The organism is Flavobacterium sp. 40-81, assembly GCF_001898245.1.
Classification (GTDB): Bacteria; Bacteroidota; Bacteroidia; order Flavobacteriales; family Flavobacteriaceae; genus Flavobacterium; species Flavobacterium inviolabile.
Map to the genome: position 1 here is coordinate 118,811 of NZ_MKTM01000020.1, position 19,580 is coordinate 138,390.

The 19,580-nt window shown below is 35.9% G+C and carries 19 protein-coding genes and 1 tRNA gene; 15 read left to right on the top strand and 5 right to left on the bottom strand.

What is annotated here, in order from left to right; translation table 11 throughout:
• Positions 1–53: 53 nt before the first annotated feature.
• From BGO42_RS07050 to BGO42_RS07065, 4 genes are all read right to left on the bottom strand, one after another.
• Positions 54–617, bottom strand: a complete 564-nt coding sequence (locus tag BGO42_RS07050) for a hypothetical protein (RefSeq protein WP_273246198.1) — start codon at positions 615–617, stop codon at positions 54–56.
• 90 nt (positions 618–707) lie between these two features.
• Positions 708–953: a hypothetical protein gene (locus BGO42_RS07055; RefSeq protein WP_273246199.1), complete on the bottom strand. Its 246-nt coding sequence runs from the start codon at positions 951–953 to the stop codon at positions 708–710.
• A gap of 498 nt (positions 954–1,451) precedes the next feature.
• Positions 1,452–2,408, bottom strand: a complete 957-nt coding sequence (locus BGO42_RS07060) for a nitrilase family protein (RefSeq protein WP_273246200.1) — start codon at positions 2,406–2,408, stop codon at positions 1,452–1,454.
• 41 nt (positions 2,409–2,449) lie between these two features.
• Positions 2,450–3,289 (bottom strand): helix-turn-helix transcriptional regulator, encoded by an 840-nt coding sequence (locus tag BGO42_RS07065; RefSeq protein ID WP_273246202.1) that lies wholly within the window; start codon positions 3,287–3,289, stop codon positions 2,450–2,452.
• Between the two features lie 254 nt (positions 3,290–3,543).
• On the opposite strand from BGO42_RS07065, the gene BGO42_RS07070 reads away from it, so the two are divergent.
• From BGO42_RS07070 to BGO42_RS07120, 12 genes are all read left to right on the top strand, one after another.
• Positions 3,544–4,131 carry a Crp/Fnr family transcriptional regulator gene (locus BGO42_RS07070; RefSeq protein ID WP_273246203.1) on the top strand — a complete coding sequence of 196 codons (588 nt, stop codon included), beginning with the start codon at positions 3,544–3,546 and terminating at the stop codon, positions 4,129–4,131.
• A 53-nt stretch (positions 4,132–4,184) separates the two neighbouring features.
• Complete coding sequence (locus tag BGO42_RS07075; protein ID WP_273246205.1) at positions 4,185–4,865, top strand: MBL fold metallo-hydrolase; 681 nt, start codon at positions 4,185–4,187, stop codon at positions 4,863–4,865.
• A 93-nt stretch (positions 4,866–4,958) separates the two neighbouring features.
• The gene (locus tag BGO42_RS17955; RefSeq protein ID WP_502686361.1) at positions 4,959–5,165 is read left to right on the top strand and encodes a cyclic nucleotide-binding domain-containing protein; all 207 of its coding nucleotides are present in this window, start codon (positions 4,959–4,961) and stop codon (positions 5,163–5,165) included.
• Positions 5,166–5,481: 316 nt separating this feature from the next.
• The gene (locus tag BGO42_RS07080) at positions 5,482–6,951 is read left to right on the top strand and encodes an ATP-binding protein (RefSeq protein ID WP_273246207.1); all 1,470 of its coding nucleotides are present in this window, start codon (positions 5,482–5,484) and stop codon (positions 6,949–6,951) included.
• A gap of 268 nt (positions 6,952–7,219) precedes the next feature.
• Complete coding sequence (locus BGO42_RS07085; RefSeq protein WP_273246208.1) at positions 7,220–9,922, top strand: HNH endonuclease; 2,703 nt, start codon at positions 7,220–7,222, stop codon at positions 9,920–9,922.
• A gap of 1 nt (position 9,923) precedes the next feature.
• Positions 9,924–10,343: an SMI1/KNR4 family protein gene (locus BGO42_RS07090; protein WP_273246210.1), complete on the top strand. Its 420-nt coding sequence runs from the start codon at positions 9,924–9,926 to the stop codon at positions 10,341–10,343.
• Positions 10,344–10,950: 607 nt separating this feature from the next.
• Complete coding sequence (locus tag BGO42_RS07095; RefSeq protein ID WP_273246212.1) at positions 10,951–11,223, top strand: hypothetical protein; 273 nt, start codon at positions 10,951–10,953, stop codon at positions 11,221–11,223.
• An 8-nt stretch (positions 11,224–11,231) separates the two neighbouring features.
• Positions 11,232–11,462: a hypothetical protein gene (locus BGO42_RS07100; RefSeq protein ID WP_273246214.1), complete on the top strand. Its 231-nt coding sequence runs from the start codon at positions 11,232–11,234 to the stop codon at positions 11,460–11,462.
• Positions 11,463–11,623: 161 nt separating this feature from the next.
• Positions 11,624–12,730, top strand: coding sequence for a protein NO VEIN domain-containing protein (locus BGO42_RS07105; RefSeq protein WP_273246215.1), 1,107 nt, complete (start codon positions 11,624–11,626; stop codon positions 12,728–12,730).
• Between the two features lie 383 nt (positions 12,731–13,113).
• Positions 13,114–13,677 carry a hypothetical protein gene (locus BGO42_RS07110; protein ID WP_177733497.1) on the top strand — a complete coding sequence of 188 codons (564 nt, stop codon included), beginning with the start codon at positions 13,114–13,116 and terminating at the stop codon, positions 13,675–13,677.
• A gap of 904 nt (positions 13,678–14,581) precedes the next feature.
• Positions 14,582–15,649 (top strand): phosphatase PAP2 family protein, encoded by a 1,068-nt coding sequence (locus tag BGO42_RS07115; RefSeq protein WP_273246217.1) that lies wholly within the window; start codon positions 14,582–14,584, stop codon positions 15,647–15,649.
• 9 nt (positions 15,650–15,658) lie between these two features.
• Positions 15,659–16,417: a phosphatase PAP2 family protein gene (locus tag BGO42_RS07120; RefSeq protein WP_246296971.1), complete on the top strand. Its 759-nt coding sequence runs from the start codon at positions 15,659–15,661 to the stop codon at positions 16,415–16,417.
• A gap of 43 nt (positions 16,418–16,460) precedes the next feature.
• On the opposite strand, the gene pdxR is transcribed toward BGO42_RS07120, so the two are convergent.
• Positions 16,461–17,909 (bottom strand): MocR-like pyridoxine biosynthesis transcription factor PdxR, encoded by a 1,449-nt coding sequence (pdxR, locus tag BGO42_RS07125; protein ID WP_273246220.1) that lies wholly within the window; start codon positions 17,907–17,909, stop codon positions 16,461–16,463.
• Between the two features lie 91 nt (positions 17,910–18,000).
• Between pdxR and BGO42_RS07130 the strand changes: the two genes are divergently transcribed.
• From BGO42_RS07130 to BGO42_RS07140, 3 genes are all read left to right on the top strand, one after another.
• Positions 18,001–18,447: a GNAT family N-acetyltransferase gene (locus BGO42_RS07130; protein WP_177733502.1), complete on the top strand. Its 447-nt coding sequence runs from the start codon at positions 18,001–18,003 to the stop codon at positions 18,445–18,447.
• Between the two features lie 40 nt (positions 18,448–18,487).
• Positions 18,488–18,561 (top strand) — tRNA-Cys (locus tag BGO42_RS07135).
• A gap of 17 nt (positions 18,562–18,578) precedes the next feature.
• The gene (locus BGO42_RS07140; RefSeq protein WP_273246221.1) at positions 18,579–19,316 is read left to right on the top strand and encodes a YggS family pyridoxal phosphate-dependent enzyme; all 738 of its coding nucleotides are present in this window, start codon (positions 18,579–18,581) and stop codon (positions 19,314–19,316) included.
• The last annotated feature ends 264 nt before the right edge of the window (positions 19,317–19,580 follow it).

Here is a 19,580-nt window from a genome sequence, read left to right on the forward strand (position 1 = left end):
CAACGTTTCGGGACTTTGCGTTCGGGCGGGAAATCGAAGCACAAAACCGCTTATTACCTGCCGTGCTTTTCTGCATATTCTTTAAGTCGTTTTGTCAAAAGTCCTGTGGTTGAATACAAATTTTCCTTTGTCTCGTTAGGATAATTTACTTTTAGCCAACTTTCAAAATTTTCATCTTTTTGTTTCACTTGCAACAAATAAGTTTGGTAACTTTCAGTAGAGTCAATAGTCATACTGCTAATTTTGCCTTTACTATTTGTCGTTAGGATGATTTTCCATTTCGGATAATCGATGTCTAAATATTTTAAATAGTCGCTTTGGTCTTTTACTAAAAATTCTGTTGTCTGCTTGTTGTAGGTTGCTTTTAGAACGGTGTATTTTCCGTTAAAGTTTTTAGAGTTTGGAACGTATTCTTCAATAAATGATGTCTTGTCATTTTTGTAAGTTATGTATGTCCGTTGAAGTTGAAAACTGTCAGCAACTAATACCCGTAAACTGTCTGTTTGGTAATTGTTTAGAAAATCTAAGAATTTGTCTGGGGTAGATTTTAAACGGTGTGCGCAAGAACAAGTTGTCAAGCAAATAAATAAAATCAAGATGAAACTGTTTTTTGTCATACGCTATGTCTGTTTTGTATTGGGGGTAATGATTTGTGGCTTTTGTTCGTTCGGGCAATCGAAGCGCAAAAGTCTTGTTAGTGTCGTTTTTTATAGTTTATGATAATACTTGTAAGGTTCGTTAAGGTCGTCTTTTTCTTTAACATCATAATCGGCAAGGCTCTCTTTAAAAGTATAATTTATCGTTTGTATAATTAAAGCATCTTCCAAATTCCATTTAATTACGGCATTACTTGTTATTGTAATTGGAGTATTATTTATAATGCCTAATAATCCTTTGGTTGTATGTATCATTAGTTTATTTTTTGTTGTAAATTCATCTGCTGGTGTGAGCATCTTGCTCGTGTCCTTTTAATTTTTGTCACAAGCGTGACGCTTGAACTTGCGAGGGAATTTTCAAACAGAAATTCCGTTTTTTATGCTTAATCTTCTATTTCAAAACAGTGATCATTATCCGGATACCACTCAAAAAAATAAAAAGTCATTATATTATCAAATATATTAATTATACAAGGAACACCATCTGAACCTAATTTAGATATTTTTTCTGAAGTTACTACATTTATAAATTCTTGATTTATATACTTAAAGTTGGAATATAAACGTCCCTTATAATTAATATCTAATGGTAAAAGATTATTTTGTTTTAAAGGATATAATAAATCTTGATAATTATATACTTCACTGTACCAATGAAAAATTGAGTCTAAATTTAATTCTTAAGTAGGTTTAGACTGAATTTTAATTATAGATTAAATGGGAAAAAGATGAAATAGATTAAAAATTGGATTGGTACATTCAAGTATATAAATGCCGTTTTTTATTTTTAGGGGATTAATTGCTTTCTTGATGTAGCCAGACTACTTTTTGGTCTGATGCATGTTGCCTGCCGATAATATCACGGTAGAGTTCGGGGCGTCTGGCAGCGATATAACGTTGTCCACCTGCCTGTGTCAATTTTTCGGGTGTAATTGTTGTCGTGACAAAACTATTTTCAAATGTACGGCATTCGGCCAGAATATCCCCGAACGGATCTAAAATCATGGAACAACCATTTTTTAACTGGTCATTATCCATACCAATAGGGTTTGAGAAAACAGCATAGACCGCATTGTCATAGGCCCGGGCTGGCAGCCATTTCATCAACCAGCTCCTTCCTTTCATTCCGTCAAACTCTAAGCGCAAAGAGGTTGGATCGTTTTCTCGTTTTTGCCAGAGCCGGGGATCAACAAAACCTGCTCCGGGTCTGGATGAAGGTGTACACATGGTGACGTGTGGCATAAAGATAATATCGGCTCCCAATAATTTTGTAGCACGTACATTTTCGATGACATTGTTGTCATAGCAGATTAAAATACCACATTTCCAGCCCTTAATTTCAAAAATAGTATACTCTTGGCCTGGAGTTAAATGCGGATTTATAAAGGGATGTAGCTTGCGATGTTTTGCTATAAAGCCATTTTTGTCAACACAGATATAAGGTTTATATAAGTTTTCATTTTCATCCTTTTCAAATAGTCCGGCAAGGATAATGATATTGTATTTAGCTGCTATTGCGATCAGCTGTTGCGTACTCTCGCCGTCAGGAACAAGTTCGGCAATAGCCAGCATTTGCTGCTTATCTAAATTTCTTGCAAAGGTATAACCGGTAATGGAGCATTCGTGAAAGGCAATCACTTCGGTTCCTTGGGCTGCAGCCTCTTTTGCGAGTTGTTCAATAACAGATAGATTATAGGCTTTGTCTGCACTTTTATGCTCAAATTGTGCAGCTGCAATTTTTAATTTGTCCATAGTACTTTGATTTATATACAGACAAAGTTATTCCGCAGTCGTTAAGTAAAATTGTATAAACCCGACATAGGATCAGGTCTGTCTTTAAATTCCATAAAATTGATGGCCAGTCTATTTGTGTTGTTCAGATACTCAGAAGGTGTGATACCCGTATCTCTTTTAAAAGCTCGAATAAGGTGAGACTGATCAAAATATCCGCCTTCATAGCAGATCGAAGTCAAATTGATTTCCGCTGGTTTATTGCAAAGCAACTTCAAAAAGGAATGGAGCTGGATGATATTAACAAATTTTTTTGGACTCATTCCAACCTGTTGGGCAAATATTCTTTCCATGTGCCGCTCCGTATAACCGCTATAGTGGGCCATCTGCTCAACAGTTACCAGCCCTTTCTTATGAGTAATGTATTTCAAAACAGTAGGAAGTAAGTTCTGACTTGAAGTTTTGTGTTGAACCGCCAAATTATAAAAGAAGGTATTTAATGTATATACTTTCTCTGTTGTCTGCTTTAAATAGGTAAGAGTGTCATAGAGCGTTACTGACGATTGTCCAAACACATCTTGGGTAGGAAGAATCTGGTCCTTTAATTCATGGGCGGATATGCCAAGTAGCTTGTAAAGGCCATCTGGCTGGAATACAATAATAATAAAGGAAGTTTGTTTGTTTAGGGACAAATCCCGAAAACGGCTTATCTGGCCGTACAAAAATGAATAGGGTAGATGTTGGCTGTCATTAAGGGATAGACAGTCTTGATTTAGCAGAAATACCATTCCGGTGTTGCCATCAGAAAATAAACGCAGTTTTTTATGTTGATCAACGCCACTTTCCAAAAAAAGATAGTGCTTGATGTATGGCGACAAAATTTTCGGAGGAAGTATCTGCATGATCAAACCCGTGAGTTTATTAATTCCAAATGTACATAATTCTAGTATCCGGGTAAATTAAATATACAAATCTTTTAAGACTTATAAGACGAGTAGCAATGGAACCCTATGTTGAATTTTTTGGATTTTAGCATCTTATGGAAAGTGTTACTAATTTTAGAAGTTTGAAGATATTAACTTTGAAGTTTATATTTTTGTAGTATTATGTACAATCAGCTGGTCCAGCTAAAATAAAAGAACAAAAAGATTGCGAAATGACAGATCTATTAATAAACTATATTTCTTCAACAGGAGCTCTCTCAACCGAGGAGATTAATTTTTCTGTGCAGTTCTTCAAACAGATTTGCTTAAAAAAGGGCGATTTTTTTATCCGTGAGGATGAATCTTGCCATCATATTGGATTTATTGTTATTGGCGCTGTAAAAGCATACGCTCTTGACAAAGAAGGAAAGGAAAATATAACCTGTTTCAAGTTTGAAAATGAATTTGTAACCTCGTTTCCGGAATTTGTGGCGCAGGAAAAATCCAGAAGGAGTATCAGGGCTATAGAAGATAGCGTAATCTATAGGATCAGCCACCCGGACTATCAGGATCTGCTTGCTCAGGTGACTGCCTGGAACGGAGTCATAAAAACGGTGATGGAACAGGAGTATAAGCAAAAGGAAAGTTACTTGCTGCACTACAATAACAGATCAGCTGTGGATAAATACCGTCATGTCCTGTCGAACGAACCGATGCTCGTCCGGCGCATAGCTACACAAGATCTGGCATCATACCTGGGAATCACGCAACGGTCGCTTACACGGGCGAAGGGGCAACTGCACAGACCCAAGGTATTATAGGACAAATGTCCTTATGCAGTCCTGATCAGTGATCTAGATTTGCACAAAAAACTATGTTACGTCAAATTGCTCCCGAGGTGTTTCAGATTTCCCTGATGCCAAGAAACAGTATCAACTGCTATATTATCGAAGGTGTATTGGTAGACTCCGGAATACGGAGTTCATATAGCACAGTAAAGAATGCCCTCCAAAAAATCTCCGTTTATCAACACGTACTGACGCATGCACATGCAGACCACCAGGGCTGTAGTGATCAGATATGCGAAGAATTCTCGATACCCTTACTCTGCCATCCTGGCGAAGTTTTTAGGACCGAAACGGGTATGGTAACCAAGGACTATCCGGATCCACAACATTGGGTAGCAAAGTTTCAACAAAAGTATTGGGCGGGTCAGGGACATCAAGTCCAACGGACAATTGTTGAAAACGATAAGATCGGAAACTTTCAAGTAATAGAGACACCCGGACATTCGGCAGGTCATATCTCTTTATTCCGTGAGCGAGATGGGATACTAATAATCGGAGATGTGGCGACAAATATGAACCTGCTCACAACAGCGACCGGTCTACGGCTTCCACCAAGTCTATTCACCACAGATCAGCAGCGCAACATCAAATCGCTCCAGAAGTTGGCAAAACTGAATCCGGCCATTATCTGTTTCGGTCACGGACCGATCATGATAAATAAAAATCGGAAGTTTGAGCAATTTGTGACGAAATGCAGCGGGCTTTAATAAAGATGGATAACAAGAAGTAAGAGAAGCTTTGCCTTATCTGATGGAGTATGATAATTTGTTATAATTGCTAGCTCAAGTGATAGAAGTTCCTTGCAAGATAAAAATGATATTTTCGTTCGGGAAGGTGAAAACGGTAAGGAAATAGCATTTATAAATACAGGTTTTTTTCGTTCTTACGATCATTCAGATGATGGTAAGGAAAGTACTTTTTGTTTCAGGTTTCCGAATACTTTTTTAGCATCCTATTCATCATTTATTTCCGGTGCGCCTAGGCTATTTCAAATGCTGAACTTTTGATTTTACAAAAGCCCAGATAATATATTATCTGGGCTTTTTATATCCATTATGCTAAAATACCATTCTTATCAAACTTTAAAATCTGTTTTCAGGCAACCGGAGCCGAATTCAGAGTAAAACAAATTTGGTATTTTTCTGAAATCCCAACGATATAAGGACAATCAAAAGATTGTCCTTTTTTAGTGTCCTAAAGATACTTTTCACTGCAAAGACAGAATACAATGGTTTTATAACTAGCCAGATAAGATTGCTTCTGATAATTTTGACGGCTATAAATAGTACCTCAAAAGAATATATTTAGAAATCAAAAATAATTATGAGCCATTCTGTCCTTTCAAATGAAATCATTCCGGAAAAACCTATAAAAAAACAGGTACATACCACTGAAAAGGTGGAGCTGCACATTGATCTATCAAAAACAATTAATGTGAATCATGATTCCTTAAATAAAGAAATGGAATGGTTGGAATCTTTGATCTCAATACGTTGTAAAGAACTGTTTTTACAAGGAAAACTCGATTTTGAACCGGTTGAGGAAATCCCTGAATTGCCGAAAACAGATTCGGATTCACCTTACGGAATTATTATCAATACGTATCAACTTCAGGAAATGGATCGGGTTTTATTGGCTTTAGGTATTGCATCGGCCCATTATCCGTCGTTATTCAAATCGTTTATACAAATAGAAGAAAGCAGTAGCGCATTAGCAATCGATGTTGGCGGAGAATACAATAAAACAAACCGATCGTTTAAGCCAACATTTCAAACCGCACTCTTTTTACTGGCCGGAAAAGATTTGTCCTTATGGTCACTTTATAATGCCAAACTGATAGCGGGAAGTGTCTTATTGCAAAATGATATTATTTACAATCGTACGGAAACGGATTTTATTTACGGAAAAATTGAGTTGGATAAAGCGTATTTAAACTATTTCCTGTCGGGTAAAAAACAACGATTGGATCACGGAACCTATTTTCCCGGAAGTTTATACGAATCGGATCTAACATTGGATGATATTGTTTTGGAGCCGATGGTACGAGAACAGATAAAACCAATCGGGCAATACATTAAAGCATTGGAAAGTGGTTTTTTTAAAAGTAACGAGCACCATTTTAAATCCGGATTTATTGCCTTATTCTACGGTGCGCCCGGAACCGGAAAAACAATGCTGGCCGGAATACTTGCCAATACATACGGTATTGATATGTACCATGTAGACCTTTCGCAGGTAGTTAGTAAATACATTGGTGAAACCGAAAAAAACCTTGAAATTCTTTTTAACCGCCTGCAAGGCAAAAACTGTATGCTTTTCTTTGATGAAGCCGACTCGTTATTTGGAAAACGCTCGGATGTAAAAGATGCCCACGACCGGTATGCCAATCAGGAAGTGTCGTATTTACTGCAACGCATCGAAAAGTTTGACGGACTTACGGTTTTGGCTTCCAACTTTGAAAACAATATGGATGAAGCCTTTAAACGTCGTATTGATTTGTCAATTAATATCATCCGTCCGACCGAAGCTACCCGGGAAGCGCTCTGGAAGCAATACCTGCCTAAAAATGTAATGTTCGAAAGCGAAGCTTTTCTAAAACATCTGGCGAAAGACTATTCCTATACCGGTTCCAATATCCGTAACATCATGAAAAATGTAGCGATAGCACTGCATAATGAAGGCGGAAAAAGTATTGGACAGGAGTTGATAAGTCCTTTTCTGGCGATTGAAAGCGAAAAAGCTTTCGGGAAAAATCAAGCCCGTGTCAACACTTTTATCAGGAGACCGGAATAAAATCAAATCAACAGAACAAAAAAATAAGCTGTATAGCAACGTATAAAAAATGGGTAGAAAAACATTTGCGCAGAGAACGGGAGGGGAACAGAATCAAAAAAATGAGCATTCCCAGACAGAGAACAACTATATAGAGGTTACGAATCAGGATGCTACGATCCTATTGTCAAAAAATGAGGTAACACAAATCACATATACCGCCTTTAAAAACCGGGCTTTTAAAAAAATCGAGAACGGACAATCGATTCTGACAGTTTCAAATACCGGATTGGCTGTTTTAGAGGTGAATAAGGCTTTACGTAAGTTGGGCTATAATGCACCGGAACAAGAAATGGAATTCACCGTGGAAACACAGTTGGCATTGGCCGCTTTTCAATACGATCGGGGTATTATCGGCATACCTGTTTTTGATGCTGTTACTTTACTGAAAATGGATGAGGAATTGGGAGAATTGGAAAGAGAGCAGGAGCAAAGTGCGTCTAAAAATGAACAAGCATCTTCTGTACAGAAAGAAGAAGAAATACAAACACCACCTCCGAATGAAAAAATGAGGTTAAGTGTGGGTATCGTTCCAATGGATATAAAAAGTGATAAGGAGTTTTTTAACTTTTTAGATATGAAAATCTTCGGTAAGATTACTGATATCAACTGGGATATCGGTAAAAATACGTATAAGAATTACATCGGAGAAGAGACATTTTGTCAAGTTGAAATTGCCAGTCTGAAAAAATATTTAGGGATCACCGATGAGCAGTGGGATGATATGAAGAGTAAAACCACTTCAAGTACAACAAGTGCCGTCGACTTAAGAAAGTCCATTGGAAACTATTTAGAGAAAGCAAAAGAGCGGGAAAAAGCCGTAAACGATCTCGATATTTTAGAAGCCAAATTATTTGGTCTGGAAGAACTTTACAAGGAGTATAGAGCGTATTTTGAATTATTAAAATTGGGTGGTGAATCAGCTGTAGGGGCAGTAATGACATATAAACCGGAGCTGGATAAAAAAGCAAAAGACAATGGCTTTGAAGATATTCAGGATTTTGAAAATACGATTAAAAAATATCTTGATGCGTTCCGTGATGAAACAGTTCGTTTGGCAGAAGATTATATCGATAAGTATGAGCATTTATTATACAAAGAAGAAGAACGATTAAAGAAAGACGGCGTTCTGACAAAGCTTTATACTGCATTTACCAAAAGCGGAGCAGCTAAAAAAATAAAAGACGGAGATTCCAAGCAATTTAATGCTGTGCTAATATCTGGTCAGAGTAATGGTTCTACTCAGGCACTGAAAATGTATGATGAAGGAAAAGCCGAAATGGAAAGTGGTATTGATGAAGTGAAATCACTGGACTCCTTCCTTTTTAAAGACAAAACATTTGACTATAAAAGACTGGCTAAAGTAAGCTCTCAAAAAGAGTTTGAAAATTTTCTATTTGAATTTATAAAATCAAAACGGGAAAGTGCTAAAAATGTTCGTAAAGATTTAAAAGAAAATCCGGATGCGATATATAAACGTCAGGAATTACTGGAACATTCCTATCAGAAACAAGGTGTTGTAAAAGGTAGTATTATTGATTCAGCTATTAAGCAAAAAATCAATGATATCGGGACGATAGACATCTTTATTAATATCGGTCTTGCTATTGCTTCTATCATAGTAGTTGTGGCTACCTGGGGAGCGGCAACTCCTTATGTTATTGCCGGTACAGCGGTATCATTAGGAATGAGTGTCTATAATGTATATGATGCCCTCGATCAATATTCCAAAGCTCATGATAGTTATGAAATCGGATTGTTAAAAGACGAACCTAGTTTTGCTTGGGTAGTGGTAGCGATAGCAGGAGCTGCACTGGATGTTGCGGCATTTGCCGCAGTATTTAAATTAGCCGAACCCATAACAGAAGTTGCAGGCGTATTTAATAAAAGTTCTAAAACTTTCGATGATGTTAAAATATTAAAAGAAAGTCTCGCAAAAATCGACGGACTTGCAGATAAAGTACAGCTCAGTATTGTAAAACAGGCCGAACTGACAGTTGAGTTCCGTAATACGGCTAAAGAATTTTTAGAAACAGCAGCAACACTTAATTCCGGAATAAATCCGGCAGCTATACCAAAATTAGTCCGCCTGGCTGATCTTGGTATCAAGCGGGGAGCACTTTCTTTTAGAAAGTTTTTGCTAGAATTAAAAATGCAAAATATAATTAAAGGTGTAGATAATCTTACAAAAGAAGAATTAAAAATCCTGAAAGAAGCATTTACGAAAGCGAAAAAAGGACCGGGTCTTTTAGATGAGATAGCAGAAAGCCTTTCTCTCAAACACAAAGATTTTTTATCAGAAAGAAACTTTACTATTGTAAAGCGGGGAAAATCAACGGTAAACTTAGATGTAATAGATGATGCCGGTAGAGTACTTTTTAAAGGTACTGAAGAACATATTGAAAAATATATAGCGTTCATGAGCAAAAGTGCTTCTGAGCGTGCTGCAATTATTAAAGCAGCAAAAACTCAGTTAAAAAAGAATACCCGGGTTGTATATGATCCGGAATTAGCAAAAGCAAAAGGTTATAATGTTCCGGTAAGTGCTAACGGTACTTCACCTGATTTTAAGGGGTTAAAAATGTATTTCAATGCGCAAGGAAAATTAGGAAACGGTAAAACGATTTCGGGTGTTTCTAAACAAGTATTTGATGATGCCTTGAATAAAATTATTAAATTTGACGGAGAGGTCAAAGTAAATATGACCGGAGTAAGAAGGTCAGATTTTGATAATTGCTGGAAAGCAATGGGAATCGATCCCACATTGGGCGCTAAATTAGAATCAAAATTGCAGCTGACCTGGCACCATTTGGATGATTTAGACGAAAATCTGAAAGGAACGATGCAGATTATACGAACTGAAGCACATAATAAAACATTGCCGCATATGGGAAGTTTTGTTCAAATTGAAAATGTATTAAATTTAAATTAAGATGATAGATATAACGATTAATAATAAGCTTGTCACTGAAAGTGAAATCAGTGAAGTCGAGAGTCAAATAGGAAGTATATTTCCGGAAGATTATAAAGCTTTTTTATTGAAAAGCAATGGCGCCTATTTTGATTCTACTGAAGTTTTTTTAGGAGATTATGATGATGATATTAATGTGTTTGAAATCTATTCTTTGAAATATGGAGAGTCAAATTTTATTGAAAACAATGAGTTCAATGAAGGAATTCTGGATGAAGGTTATTTTAATATAGGTAGTATCAGAGGTGGAAATATCTGCATGTCTTTACGGGAAGAAAATTATGGGGTAATATATGTTTATTATTCTACTGCAGAACTGGAATTTGCCGCTCTTTCCTTTTCTGAATTCCTGGAAGAGCTTGTTGATTATTCAGAAGAATAATCCTGAATTGCAAACAAAAACAGGAGAAAAAGTTAAGCTGCATTTTTGTAATGAGTTGTTTATGTCAAATATCTGACAATGACAGTCTAATGATGACAGTAATTTAGTTACCAAATCGTTACCATTTATTTTGAAAAATATTGAATGCCTATAAATAGGGCTATAAAAGGAAGTGGTTCAAGACCCTCTTTCTCCGCCACTTTAAAAAAGCCCTGATAAACTTTATCAGGGCTTTTTTAATTATATTTATTTGTGCTATTCTTCTTCTAGCAAATAAAGTAATTCTCTTACTTGCCTTCGGAATTCTAATTCAATACTTTAAATTCATTAGTTTATAAATTACGTAAAAACACGTATTGCTTTATTGTATATAAATCATTTTCTTTCGGGTTTAGCAGTATTACTATTTTAGTAGAAAATATAAGCAATTATATATTTTAATATACCAATTCAAAATTTTCTATATATAAACCTACTTAATCATAATTAGAATGGAAAATTATGCTTGATATAATAAAGTTTGTAACTATTTGGATTATAAATAGTTGAGATTGATTGCGCTACAAGATGAAACATAACATAGAAACAATTCAGAAAAGAAAGTAATATGGAATTTGGACTAAAAGATTTATTATACATAATAAGTATAGTTGTATCTGCACTTATCTCTTTTTTGGGAACAAGACACGGAATAAAAGAATATGTGAGAGATAAACACGATGATTTAAAAGACCAAATTTATGACCTTAAAATTAAACTACAGGAACATAAAGCAAAAGATGACTTACAACAACAAGTTATAGAACAAATAGGCAAGCAAATGAACGAGCTTATTCCGAAATTAATTAGTCAATTAGAAGATAAAAAAGTAAGAAAATAATGGATCACATGGATTATTCTCGCTTGCTTGAATTAAAACGACTTATTGACAACAAGCAAGCAACTTCAGAACAAAAAAAAGAGTATTTAAACATACTTTATAGAAATGGAAACATTACAAAAGAACAATATGATGCTTATCTAAAGAATCAAAATACAGATGAAATCATTAATGCTGCATTGACTATTGGGGGAGTATTGCTAGCTGCATGGCTAATTACAAAACTATTCGAAAAATGACAAAACGAACCATATTACAGTTTTTGCTTCAGGTGAGCTGACGTGCAAGCATGGATTAAGTGCTACTAATACTTTAGTGATAGATTGAAACTATGTGTGTTTCAAAAAAGCCCGAAAGCAAAGTTCAGGAACGTTATAAGTAATTTTAAATCAAATGCTTAATGGAAATCTTAGAAAATGACTTAATCCTTATTAATAATTTATATCAAAGAAGATATTCTAATAATTCGTTATTAACGAATGCCAGTCATGAAGAACGAATACGTTTATTAGATATTAGACGTAAACTAAAATCATTAGCAGATTTTTTTGCTCATAAATATGAAAATGATTATGGTCCTTTTGAAACCGAAATGTCAACAGGTAATCCAGTAGGACAAAGTACAAATTTAAATAATGTTTGGGCTGGATTGTTTAAGGGAAATTCAAATAAACAATACGCAGCTCAAATCAGTTTCGTTATAAATAGATTTGATTCTTGTTTAGATGTAGGATTTTATTTTGGTCGTGCATCCTCAAGAAATTTGTCAAACCAAGAACGAATAAACTTAGAAAATCAATTTGCTGTTTTAGGGCAAAATCTATCCAATTCACTAGAAAAAAATTTAACTTTACAAAATAGGTTTAACGAGATTTTTGATTTTGGTTTCAAGAGTTTTTTAAATTCTAATCCTACTACGCCATTTGAGTGGAGAAGTGGGATTTGTATAAATCCTAGAGCTTCACAAATAACAATTCAGGTTTATCCAAAAAACGGTATAATTGATCTTGATGAAGTTGATTTTTTAATCGCACAGATAATTTTTTTAATGGGTTATGTCACAATCACAGCTACATCCCAGACGAAATTACCCCCTTTTAGTACCGACCAATATCTTAAAAGAGCAGAACGATTAGCTGAAATAGGACTAAAAGGAGAAATCTTTATTCTTCAAAAAGAAAGAATCAAACTAAATAGACTGGGTTTTTTGTCAAATGATTACCCAAAACATGTTGCTTTAGAATCAAATATTTACGGTTTTGATATTCTTTCTAAAGATGATAATGGAGAAGATATTTTTATAGAAGTAAAAACAACAACTAGAAACTTTGAGGATAGTCATTCAAGACAATTCTTCATAACTTCTAATGAATATGAAACACATGAAAGAAATCACGGAAAATATATAATTGCTAGAGTTTACGATATCAATAATGACCCTATTGTTGAATATTTAGATTTAAGAAAATTAAGAAAAGTTACAGATGGATTTATTGTACATTATTAAAACTGCTTATAATAGCAGTTTAGTACAATAGCTGGTTGCTTAGTAAACTTGACGTTTTTTCTTCACGAAAAACAACTCTATCTTTAACAGAAATTAATCTGTTCGCTGACTCTAGCTTATAATAAACTCAGATAATTATATACTCGAATGTACCAATCCTAAAAAAATGAAATATAACATACTTAATCATATTGATTATAATTAACCTGAAAAATTATACCTGACACACAAAAGAATATCAGTGTCCAAATGAATTATATTAGCGTAAAGTTTTTCAGGAAATAAGCCTGTCGAAAGTTTCGTAAAAAACAATATTAACAGCAAGCTTGTAAAAGAGTCAACGGCAAATTAATGTAACAAAAAAATGTCCTTATAGAAAAATTATGAAACCAAAAAGTATTTGTTTGATCGGGTTATTGTTTTTTGTTGTTAGTTATATCATGTTTTCGCAAGGTTCTAAACTAGCCTATTTTCAGAAACCCATAGATTTTGCACATTGGTTTAACCTGATTGGAGCGGTATTACTACTGTCGTTTAATAAAGTGTTTCCCAAAAACAAATGGAATACTTTAGCTTCTTTTCTAACAGCATTAGGCGTTATTGCACATATAGGTCTTTGCACCATTGACTTTATAATGTGGAGTTTTGAAAATGACGATAATGCCAGGATGAAATTAAGCGAACACATTAGCAATACGCCCTCAATTCTGTATCCTTTTATTATTATTGGACCATCCCTGCTCTTTATAGGATTGGCAGTTCATGCATCAAACTTTATTAAAACCCATACTCTAAAAGCCTTACTGGTTATACTGGGTGCACCTGCTGTAGGTTTTTCATTTTTTATACTGAAAAACGGAGTTTGTATGGTACTAAGCTGCATGCTTTTTTCTTTAGGGTTGACTTTACTTCTTTATAGAAAAGAAACAGTTAAACAGGAAATATAACAAAGTATAAGTCAGCTGCCAACAGCGGTTTTGTGGAATTTAAAAAAGGTATTTGAAAAACTAAAATTGAAACCTATAATCGGATGGGCAATAAAAGAAAATGCCGTTTCGATAAAAGTTCTTGAAAAAGCGGTCTTGAATACGAAAAAGATGCTGTAATCTACAAAATCGGGAAATAGCCGAAATAAAAAGCAACCCCGGCTTTTAGCTATAAAAATAAAATTAGATTTTTGAACGCGACTTTTGTTCACATATTACCAATTGTTTAGCTGTGCCTTTTAATAAAATAGAATTATTCAGGAAGTATCATATTGAATAGCGCTCAATAAAAAAAACTCAATCAATCCGGCAAATTATCACCACTTGTTATATATAAAAGACTGTTTGTTAATATATAACAGTTGTCTGCCGCTTTTCTATAACGAAGTACTGTTAAAATTTAAATAATTGCTATTTATTAACATTAATAAAAATTGTAGGAAAAATTAATTACTATTTTTGCTTCAAATTTCACCTTAAATTAACTTTATTATTACCAGATTAACAATATAGATGCTTCCGGGAGTATTTATAATTTTTAGCTTATTTGCATCTGCTGCTATCGCACAATGTTTAAAACTTCAAAATCTTCGGTAATTATAGAAGCTATGAGGTCGTATAAATTATCCAAAGTTGTAAACACATTAATTCATTTATAAACGATATACAAAGCCCCCATTTGGATTATATCCTTTCTACTTCTATTCCCCTTCTGATTATGCCATAGCTTTTTAATGACAAACTGGTATGAATAGGTGATAACACCTTAAATACAGCTATAATAATGGTAGCCACACTATTAACTATAATGACAAACCAAAACGATTTATAAACCTTAAAATCAAAACGATACAGTTTCGAAAAAATGAGCAGAACAATACTAAGCTTAATCACTGTTTTTATTTCCTCTATGTTAATGGCACAAGTGCCACCAGAAACAGACTCTTTAAAAAACAATAATTTATCAAATATAAAACCTGATTTGCGGACTGGCTTCGAGACAGAAGCCAATTCAGCAGCAGACAAGTCAATCCAACGATTTACGAATATAGACGACCATTATATTTATGAGTATTCCAAACCAAAATTCTTTGATATGGTTAGATACATTCCTCATAATATCTATGATTTCGGAGTATTTACAATACAAAAAGAAAATCTGAAATGGGATGCTTTAGTACTGGGAAGTACAGCAGCAATATTGCCTTTTGATCAAAAAATACTGGACGGAGCAGGAGAACTCGGATCCCGGATGGGAGGTTGGGACAAAGATAGTAAATATGGTACTGTAGCCGGGATTTTCACCATTGTTCCCAAAAACATTAGTTCGGCAGTTTATTATACTGGAAATGGAGGAACCACACTTATTCTAAGTGCAATTTTTCTAAGTATCGGTAAACTAAAAAACAACGATTTAAGAGCATTGAATACCTCCAGTGAACTGGTAGAGGGATTATTATCTGTGGGCGTTGCCACACAAACATTAAAAAGAATTACAGGAAGACAGAGTCCAAGTGCCGCTATTGCCGATAATAACAGTGGTGGTGACTGGAATCCATTTCCAAGTTTTACGGCATTTCAAAGCAATACTCCTAATTATGATGCTATGCCATCCGGGCATATTGCCACTTTTATGTCAACCTTAACGATCATTTCAACAAACTATCCGGAAATAAAATGGATCAAACCTGTTGGTTATTCCCTAATGGGTGTGCTGGCTTTTAATATGGTGAGTGGAAAAGTACATTGGACTTCAGATTATCCCATTGGTATTTTTATGGGTTATGTTATTGGTAAACAAATTGCAAACAGACGCATTACTAAAATAGCAAAAGATAATGTGACAGCAATGGTTAAAAAACCTTATAAAATCGATTATCAGATAAACCGGATTAATCACACCACTTTAGTAGGCGCAACAGTAACATTTTAAATCTTCCAAATGAATAAGGTAATCGTGAGTATAATAATGGCTTTAATAGCTTTCTCATCTACAGCTCAAACATTAAATGAAACAGACACTCTAAGTAAAAAGACCCCTGAAAATTTAGCGTTTAATTACAAACAATTATTAATTCCTGCGGTTTTAATTGGCTATGGAGCCATTGGTTTACAGAATGATGGTTTACAAAAATTAAATCGAAACATCAGAAGCAGAGTTATGAAGGACATCGATAAGAGAATAACGGTCGATGATTTTTCTCAATATACTCCGGCATTGTCTGTTTATGTGCTTAATAATCTGAACATAAAAGGGAAAAACAACTTGCAGAACAGAAGTGTAATCCTTGGTACATCAATGCTAATAATTTTTACTTCTGTAACCGCATTAAAACGCTGTACAAACATAGACAGACCGGACGATACCCGATATGCATTCCCGTCTGGTCATACAGCAATAGCTTTTGCAGGAGCAGAATTTTTATTTCAGGAATACAAAGACAAATCCTGTTGGTATGGCGTAGCGGGCTATGGCGTAGCATCAATAACAGGAGCATTCCGGATTTACAATAACAAGCATTGGCTAACAGATGTTACAGCAGGTGCCGGCATAGGCATTTTAAGCACCAAACTCGCATATTGGGTAAACCCTTTTTTAAACGAACATATATTCAAAACCGGTTCAAAGAATACGACTGCGATGTTTACACCCTATTATGATGGTAAACAAATGGGGGGTGCCTTGGCGGTTACTTTTTAAACGAAATCCTGAAAATATTTGTTTTCAGGATTTTATTAAAAAATCATAAATCACGTTTTCCCAACCGACTGGCCAACAGGTTAACTGCTGCTTCCAGTTCCTGTTCGTCCATTGAGGCAAAGCCAAAACGAAAGGCATTTAATTCGCTGTCGGTTCGGATTATTTTTAATTTCCCGCTCTGTTGAAGATCATCCACAGAGAAATCTTTTTGAAGCATAATCCAGACCGCCATTCCTCCCGACGGCAGTGAGTAGGTAACATGCCCGGATAATCTGTTTCGCAGCAATTCATCTAAAAAATCCCTGCGTTGGTGGTAGATTTTTTTTGCTTTATTCAGATGCCGTTTGAGTTCACCTTCCTTAATCAGCATGGCCAGGGCATTTTGCATATAGCCGTCACCGCCCACATCTATAATCTTCCGGAGGGCAGTACATTGTGCTACAAAATTTTTCGGAGCGACCATAAATCCGATTCGTAATGAAGGATCCAGGATCTTGGAAAATGAACCGATATAAATCACATTCCCCTGATGATGTGCACTTGCCAACGGCAGGTAAGGGGACGAAGCATAATGGTAGTCGTAATCGTAATCGTCTTCGATGATCACAAATGAAAACCTTGCGGAAAGCTCCAGCAGTTTCATCCGCCGTTCCACACTCAATGTTACCGTTGTCGGGTAATGATGGTGCGGAATCACATATACCGCACTGATTTTTTCCTTTTTGCAGAGCTGTTCAATCTTATCGGTATCGATGCCCTCTTTGTCCACAGGTACCTCAATGAGGGTTGCACCGGTTTCGGCAAAGGTTTTGTTGGCTACACCATAATTCGGTTTCCCGACGATAATTGCTGACAGGCTGTTTAGAAGCAATTGTGCCGCAAGATAAATGCTCATTTGCGCTCCGTGCGTAATCAGGATATTATCGGCCGAAATATTCAAACCTCTGGTTACCGACAGGTAATGAACCAGTTCTTCCCGGAGTTTTAGTGTGCCTTGTGCCGTGCCGATATGCGCATTTTTGATGGCATAGGTCCGGGAAGTAAGCAGGCGGTATGTTTTCAATAAATCAGAAATAGGGGAAAGGCGGACATCAGGATGCCCGTCGTCTATGATGACTTCAGGAATACCATTTTCCGAAGGGACATGCGGATCAATTATCCGATAGGGGACATTCAGTTCATTGTCATAGGAAAATCCGGTTTTATTTTCATTCCACTTTTTAGGCTGGAGCAACGGAAGATTTTCGGCTACCGTTACATATCTTCTCGGATAGACCGTGATCCATTCCTGGGCTTCCAGTTCATCATAGGCCGCGATGACCGTTTTGCGGTGTACATGCAGCAGTGCCGCCAGTTCACGGCTGCCGGGCAAATGTGTTCCGGGTTTTAAAACACCGTTTCTGATGGCATCAATTATCGCAAAAGCAACCTGCTTGTAAACAGAGACTTTACTTTTTTTGTCAAGGATGATTATATGTTCAAATGGAAACATTCTGGACTACCTGTTATGTTGAAACTGGATTGCAAATATAGTCCAATAGCGTTATACGTTTGCACTATCATTTTAAAAATAGTTACAAGCAATGCATTACAACATCAAAAAAGCCAGTCTGGAAGACCTGGAAGCGTCAGCCGGATTATTCAATCTTTACCGTATTTTTTACCGCCAGGAATCAGATGTCGAAAAAGGGAAAGCATTCCTGAAAGAACGATTCTTAAACAGCGAATCGGATATTTTCTTAGCAATTGCCGATGGCAGGGCAGTGGGCTTTGTGCAGTTATACAAATTGTTTCATTATACCAAACTGCAAAAACAGTGGCTGTTGAGTGATTTGTTTGTCCATCCGGACTATAGAGGAAAGGGCATATCGGTGGCATTAATAGACCGCAGTAAGCAATGGTGTGAAGAAACAGGCGCATGCGGACTGATGCTGGAAACCGAAAAAACGAATGCTATCGGTAATCAGCTTTATCCGCGTTGCGGATTCGAGTATGACGGCTTGCACAACTACTACCATTGGTGGAAATAACAGGCTGTACGGTAAGTCCAAACAGCTTACCGTTTTAACAGGTCGGATGGCCGAGTGGTCAGGCAAGGGTACGCAATACCTTTTACAGTGGTTCGAATCCATTTCCGGCCTCCATGATAAAATCTTAAAAAATGGAAAATCAAATCATAACGAATATTGATGAAATTTTAGAACGGATCGCCAAGGCCTGTATCCGAACCGGCAGAAATCCTGAGGAGGTAAAGTTGTTATTAGCGACCAAAACCGTGGCTGCCGATCGTATTAAAATCGCTTTACAGCACGGACAAACACTGATTGCTGAAAACAAAGTGCAGGAACTCAAAGAAAAGTATGAAGCCTTAAAACACGTTCCGCATACCTCACATTTTATCGGGCATTTGCAAACCAATAAAATCAAAGATATCCTGAAATACAATGTTTCCTGTATCCAGTCGCTTGATCGTCTGGATTTAGCCGAAAAACTGCATCACAGACTACAGCTTGAAAACAGAAGCATTGAAGTACTGATACAGGTCAATACATCAAACGAGGAGAGTAAGTTTGGTGTTCATCCGGCAGATGCGATCGGATTGATCCGGCAGGTAGCCCAATTTGAAACCCTGAAAATTAAAGGCTTAATGACTATTGGCTTGTTCAGTGCCGAAACCGAAAAGGTCCGTACTTGTTTCCGCCTGCTTTTAAGCATTCAGCAGCAAATTAGCGCTTTGGCTATTCCTGATGTAGCAATGACGGAATTATCTATGGGAATGAGTAACGACCTGGAAACCGCCATTGAAGAAGGGGCTACCATCGTGAGGGTTGGTACGGCAATTTTCGGGCAAAGATTATATCCCGACAGTTACTATTGGAATGAAGGGAAAAGCTTATAGGTTATTGCTTAACATCAATTAACTTTACACTGAAGTTTATCAAATTAATGACAGACATTTTTCCAGATCAGTTAAAAACGCTGTAACATTAAAATTTTTCATTTTCTTATCATTTAAGAATTTCTTTTGATTGGTTTAATAGCTCATCAAATAATACGTAGTATTTTTCTTGAATGTTGAGTTGAAAAAAAACGCAAATTCAAGTTTAATTTCATACTCAACTGCTGCTTCTTTTTTCAAAATTTTTAGAGGTCTTACTTTAAA

What these genes read in the sequence shown, in the direction of transcription:
- BGO42_RS07130 (WP_177733502.1), top strand. Translation starts at nt 18,001, where the DNA reads ATGCATTACAACATCAAAAAAGCCAGTCTGGAAGACCTGGAAGCGTCA.
- BGO42_RS07095 (WP_273246212.1), top strand. Translation starts at nt 10,951, where the DNA reads ATGGAATTTGGACTAAAAGATTTATTATACATAATAAGTATAGTTGTA.
- BGO42_RS07120 (WP_246296971.1), top strand. Translation starts at nt 15,659, where the DNA reads ATGAATAAGGTAATCGTGAGTATAATAATGGCTTTAATAGCTTTCTCA.
- BGO42_RS07065 (WP_273246202.1), bottom strand. Translation starts at nt 3,289, where the DNA reads ATGCAGATACTTCCTCCGAAAATTTTGTCGCCATACATCAAGCACTAT.
- BGO42_RS07105 (WP_273246215.1), top strand. Translation starts at nt 11,624, where the DNA reads ATGGAAATCTTAGAAAATGACTTAATCCTTATTAATAATTTATATCAA.
- BGO42_RS07110 (WP_177733497.1), top strand. Translation starts at nt 13,114, where the DNA reads ATGAAACCAAAAAGTATTTGTTTGATCGGGTTATTGTTTTTTGTTGTT.
- BGO42_RS07050 (WP_273246198.1), bottom strand. Translation starts at nt 617, where the DNA reads ATGACAAAAAACAGTTTCATCTTGATTTTATTTATTTGCTTGACAACT.
- BGO42_RS07100 (WP_273246214.1), top strand. Translation starts at nt 11,232, where the DNA reads ATGGATTATTCTCGCTTGCTTGAATTAAAACGACTTATTGACAACAAG.
- BGO42_RS07115 (WP_273246217.1), top strand. Translation starts at nt 14,582, where the DNA reads ATGAGCAGAACAATACTAAGCTTAATCACTGTTTTTATTTCCTCTATG.
- BGO42_RS07060 (WP_273246200.1), bottom strand. Translation starts at nt 2,408, where the DNA reads ATGGACAAATTAAAAATTGCAGCTGCACAATTTGAGCATAAAAGTGCA.
- BGO42_RS07090 (WP_273246210.1), top strand. Translation starts at nt 9,924, where the DNA reads ATGATAGATATAACGATTAATAATAAGCTTGTCACTGAAAGTGAAATC.
- BGO42_RS07080 (WP_273246207.1), top strand. Translation starts at nt 5,482, where the DNA reads ATGAGCCATTCTGTCCTTTCAAATGAAATCATTCCGGAAAAACCTATA.
- BGO42_RS07055 (WP_273246199.1), bottom strand. Translation starts at nt 953, where the DNA reads ATGCTCACACCAGCAGATGAATTTACAACAAAAAATAAACTAATGATA.
- BGO42_RS07075 (WP_273246205.1), top strand. Translation starts at nt 4,185, where the DNA reads ATGTTACGTCAAATTGCTCCCGAGGTGTTTCAGATTTCCCTGATGCCA.
- pdxR (WP_273246220.1), bottom strand. Translation starts at nt 17,909, where the DNA reads ATGTTTCCATTTGAACATATAATCATCCTTGACAAAAAAAGTAAAGTC.
- BGO42_RS07070 (WP_273246203.1), top strand. Translation starts at nt 3,544, where the DNA reads ATGACAGATCTATTAATAAACTATATTTCTTCAACAGGAGCTCTCTCA.
- BGO42_RS07140 (WP_273246221.1), top strand. Translation starts at nt 18,579, where the DNA reads ATGGAAAATCAAATCATAACGAATATTGATGAAATTTTAGAACGGATC.